The sequence below is a fragment of the Streptomyces prasinopilosus genome, from assembly GCF_001419695.1.
Taxonomy (GTDB): Bacteria; Actinomycetota; Actinomycetes; order Streptomycetales; family Streptomycetaceae; genus Streptomyces; species Streptomyces prasinopilosus.
The window spans coordinates 437-4,903 of sequence record NZ_LIRG01000567.1 but is presented as its reverse complement, the minus strand read 5'-3'; the positions used below and the strand labels follow the sequence as shown (position 1 = coordinate 4,903).

Sequence of the window (4,467 nt, the reverse complement as noted above, 5' to 3'; positions counted from 1 at the left end):
GGTGCAGTCGCCGCTGCCGCCCGAGGTCAGACCGAGCGCGAGGCCGTCCCGGGTGAACATCGAGCCGCCGCTGTCACCGGGCTCGGCACAGACGTCGGTCTGGATGAGACCGGTGACCGTGCCTTCCGGGTAGTTCACCGTGGCGTTCAGACCGAGCACCCGGCCGTCGGCGAGCCCGGTGGTGCTGCCCATCCGGAACACCTCCTGGCCGACGGTGGCCTCGGCGGCCCCGGTGATCTGCACCGTCCGGCCGCCCACGTCGACGTCGCTCGGCGGTTCGGTGGCCGGGTCGTCGTACCGGACGAGTGCGAAGTCGCCCTCACCGGGGAAGACCGCCTGGTCGACGGTGGCGATCGGCGGGCCGTTCTGCGCGTCGGCCCACTCGTCGGCCGCGACCGCGCAGTGACCGGCGGTCAGGAAGGCGGGCGCGCCGTCGCCCGCGGTGACGTTGAAGCCGAGCGAGCAGCGGGCGCCGCCGGAGAAGATCGCGTCCCCGCCCGAGGCGAAGGTCCTGAACGTGCCCTCGGACTTCTTGACGGTCGCCATGCCGGGACCGAGGTCCCGCACGGTGGACTCCAGTCTGTCCCACTTCCCGCCGGTCACCGTGGAGTCGGCGGTGACCAGGATCTTGTTGGTGCGCGGGTCGACGGCCCACGAGGTGCCGGGGATGGTGGCCTCGGTCTTCAGCGTCCGCTCGCCCTCGGCCAGTTCGGCCATGCTGTTGTCGACCTCGCGGACGGTCGCGCCCGCCTCCTTAGCCCGCGCGATCGCGTTGTCGTCGCCGCCGGGCACCACGTTGACGACGAGCCGTCGCTTGTCGCCGTCGTAGTAGGAGCCGGCGAACGCGTCGCCGAGGAGTCCGGCGAGCCGTGCGGAGAGGTCCGAGGCGTCCGTCGCCCTGAGGGTCTTCGGCGCGGCCGCCGCGCCGCCCGACGCGTCCTGTGACGCGTTGGCGTTGGGGAGCAGGATCGCGGCGGCGCCGAGCGCCACCGCACCGCCCACGGCTATCGCGGCCTTGCGCTTCGGGATTCGCTTGTGACTCAAACTTCTCGACCTCCTGGGGGGACCGGAGTCGTGCCGCCGTCCGGCGGCTTCCGGGGGCGCCTGGACGGCTGTTGGTACGCACGGGTCCCGCCGGGCGTTCAAATCCGCGTCGAGACCGCCGGGATCTCCGGCGCCGGGTCCGCCGACGCCTGCGGCGGCCCGTCCGTGGACGCCGTGACCATCCCCACGGGCGCGGTGGACGGCATCCCCCGGTCCCCCGCACGAGCTGGTGCGGCGTCAGACGGCATGACGGGGGCGGGACGCCGCGGCCGCGGTGTCCCGCCCCCGGACACGCCGGAGGCCGGCGGGCGGCCCCACTCCGCCCACCGGCCTCCCTTGCGGGGCCGCACGTTCCGCGAGGAGGTCGGCACTCCCCAGTAACCGACCGCCACGCGGTCACGGGAACCGTGCGGTCCCGGTCTCAGAACGTGAGGACGCCCGAACCGTGGGCGTTCATCACGCACTCGTTGGCGAAGGTGCGCTCGTACGAGATCCGCTGCCCCTGCCACACCCCGGCGACGGTGACGACGACCGGGTCGTACTGGTGGGTGCAGAACACGCCCTCGTCCATCGTGAGGGCCCGCAGGTCGCCGTTCACCTCGGCCAGTTCCCCGCACGCCGCGGTCGCGGCCGGGTGGGTGCCGGAGGGACCGGGAGCGCAGGTCAGGGTGACCGCGCGTTCCGGTGTGACGGTCGTGGCCCTCTCTCCGTGGCCCATGGTGAGCACCAGGGCCGACGGGGCGTAGAGCGCGGGGGGTGCGCCGTCCGGCGCGGCCGACGCGGCCCCGGCCAGAGGTGCGCAGACGGCTGCGGCGGTCAGGCCGATGGTGGTGGCCCAGCGCGCGGTGTTCCGCATTGTGTGCATCCTTCCGCTCGTTTCGACGACTTGCCGGCCCGTGCCCGGTGGTGCCGGACCGGCGAGCGGGAGTCTGCCGAGTCCGCCGCGGAAACACACGTCGACCGGACCGCTTTCGGTAACATTGCGTATTGAATCAGTGGCGCGAAGTCACAGAGCGCACGGGTGGGAACCCAGCAACCGCACGGGCGGCGCTTGCGCGAAGTGGCCAGATGGCCGAATTCCCGCTGTTACGCAATAGGCCTGAAACATTCCGTTTCCGTTCTCGACGGACCGTTCCGCAACACCTTCTGTTCATGATTCAGTCGGCTGGACGAGGAGAGGCGGGGACGGCGTATGACCCGGAACTGGGCGGACTTCCAGTACGAGATCTACCTGAACGGGATGACGGGTGCCGTGCCCCGGCTGCCCACGGACCTGACCCGGCTGGAGGAGCTGACCGAGCGGCGGCTCGGGCCCGGCCCGGTCGGTTACGTGGCGGGCGCCGCGGGCGACGGCGGTACCGCACGGGCCAACCGGGCGGCTCTCGCCCGCCGCCGGATCGTGCCGCGCATGCTGCGGGACGTGCACGAGCGCGATCTGTCGGTGGAGGTGCTCGGCCGCGCGCTGCCCGCGCCGCTCGCGCTGGCGCCGGTCGGGGTGCTGTCCCTGATGCATCCGGACGCCGAGCCGGCCGCGGCGCGGGCCGCCGCGGCGCACGGTGTGCCGTTCGTGCTGTCCTCGGCGTCCAGCACCCCGATGGAGCAGGTCGCGGAGGCGATGGGGGACGCGGAGCGCTGGTTCCAGCTGTACTGGCCGAAGGATCCCGAGGTCGCCCGGAGTTTCCTCGGCCGGGCGAAGGCCGCCGGGTTCACGGTCCTGGTGGTCACCCTGGACACCCCCCTGCTGTCCTGGCGGCCGCGCGACCTGGACCAGGCCTTCCTGCCGTTCCTGCACGGGGTGGGCACCGCCAACTACTTCTCGGATCCCGCGTTCCGGGCCGGTCTGGCCAAGCCCGTGCACGAGGATCCGGACGCGGCGGTGATGCACTTCGTCGGCATGTTCTCCGATCCCGCCAAGACCTGGCCCGACCTCGCGTTCCTGCGGGAGAACTGGGACGGTCCGATCCTCCTCAAGGGCGTGCTGCATCCGGACGACGCCCGGCTCGCGGCCGATGCCGGGATGGACGGGGTGGTGGTGTCCAACCACGGCGGCCGTCAGGTGGCCGGGGCCATCGCGGCGGCGGACGCGCTGCCCGGGGTGGTGGCGGCCGCCGGCGACCGGCTGACCGTGCTGTTCGACAGCGGTGTCCGCACCGGCGACGACGTCTTCAAGGCGCTCGCCCTCGGGGCGCGGGCCGTACTCGTCGGACGGCCGTACGTCTACGGGCTCGGCCTCGACGGACAGGCGGGCGTCGAGCACGTGATCCGCTGCCTGCTCGCCGAGCTGGACCTCACCCTCGCCCTGTCCGGGCACGCCGGCCCGGCCACGCTCGGGCCCGGCGACCTCGTGGAGGGGGCCGGCTGACCCCGCCGGGCACCGCGTGCCGGGCCGGGCGGCGGGCTCCCGTGCCCGCTGCCCGGTCCGGCGCGCGGTGCGTGTCACCGTCGCGGAGCGCCGTTCGGGCGGCCGGCCCGGCCGGCTCCGCGCGGCGTGCCGCCGGGGCGAGGGCGGGGCGGGCTACAGGGACTTCTCGGCAGAGGTCACCGGCTCGGTCACCCAGCGCTGGTCCTCGGTCCGGTCCCGCACCCTGACGACGACGTCGGCGTTCGCACCGGGGGCGGTCGGGGCGAGCGCCAGCCGTTCGTCCCAGCGGGGCAGCAACTCGCCCTGGCCGGTGAGCTCGTAGCGCACGTCGTCGCTCCGGTTCTCGCCGGCTTCGGCGCAGGTCGACAGGACGACGACCCCGGCGTCCTTGTGCGCGTCCAGGCACAGGCCCGGGTCGGCCACGCTGCGCAGCAGCCCGTCCTCCTCGTAGGTCCACTGCTGGCTCAGCCGCGAGGAGCAGCCCGTGAGCCGGGTGCCGGCGCCGTCCCGGGGCTCGCCCCGGGTGTCGAGGCACAGATCGGAGGCGACGTTGCGCAGGAGGGCCGGCTGCGGGCCCGTGGGCAGTCCGGCCACGCCCGGCGGGGACTCGGTCGGTACGACCCCCCGGCCGCCCGTCGCGCTGGTGGCGCCGGTCGGGTCGGTGCCGCCGCCGGGCGGGGAGCCCCCGGCGATGAGCACGCTCACCAGCACGCCGGCCGAGACGGCGCCGAGGCCGGTGAGCAGGGTCCTGGTGGAGCGCGCGGCGTCCGGGAGTCCGATGCCGGTGAGGCGGGCGGGGGCGGGGATCCGGGACAGCAGACGGTTCCGGCTGCCGCCCGACCGGTGCCCGCGGCGGGGGGTGCGGCCGCCGCGCGGGCCCGGCGCCGCCCGGCCCGGGCGCGAGTCGAGGTAGCGGCGGGCGCCCCAGCCGAGGACGGCCTCGGCGATGAGCGTGCCGAGTTCGCCCTCGAAATGGCTCAGCTGCTCGGCCGCGTTCCGGCAGTAGCGGCATTCCGCGAGGTGCCGCTGGACATCGGGGAGCAGGGTTCCGCCGCGGCGGA

4 protein-coding genes are annotated in these 4,467 nt (G+C 74.5%); 1 reads left to right on the top strand and 3 read right to left on the bottom strand.

Annotated elements, in window-relative coordinates; translation table 11 throughout:
- A partial coding sequence (locus AOK18_RS22260; RefSeq protein ID WP_055695492.1) for a S1 family peptidase occupies window positions 1–1,044 on the bottom strand: 1,044 nt, incomplete at its 3' end.
- Window positions 1,045–1,465: 421 nt separating this feature from the next.
- Window positions 1,466–1,900 (bottom strand): subtilase-type protease inhibitor, encoded by a 435-nt coding sequence (locus tag AOK18_RS22255; RefSeq protein ID WP_055695491.1) that lies wholly within the window; start codon window positions 1,898–1,900, stop codon window positions 1,466–1,468.
- Between the two features lie 336 nt (window positions 1,901–2,236).
- Here AOK18_RS22255 and AOK18_RS22250 point away from each other — a divergent pair, with 336 nt between their 5' ends.
- The gene (locus AOK18_RS22250; RefSeq protein WP_055695490.1) at window positions 2,237–3,406 is read left to right on the top strand and encodes an alpha-hydroxy-acid oxidizing protein; all 1,170 of its coding nucleotides are present in this window, start codon (window positions 2,237–2,239) and stop codon (window positions 3,404–3,406) included.
- Between the two features lie 153 nt (window positions 3,407–3,559).
- On the opposite strand, the gene AOK18_RS22245 is transcribed toward AOK18_RS22250, so the two are convergent.
- The coding region (locus tag AOK18_RS22245) for an RICIN domain-containing protein (RefSeq protein WP_240503273.1) at window positions 3,560–4,467 on the bottom strand (908 nt) is incomplete at its 5' end.

Bases quoted from the DNA above. Each gene is read 5' to 3' on its own strand.
- AOK18_RS22255 (WP_055695491.1), bottom strand. From the start codon at position 1,900: ATGCGGAACACCGCGCGCTGGGCCACCACCATCGGCCTGACCGCCGCA.
- AOK18_RS22250 (WP_055695490.1), top strand. From the start codon at position 2,237: ATGACCCGGAACTGGGCGGACTTCCAGTACGAGATCTACCTGAACGGG.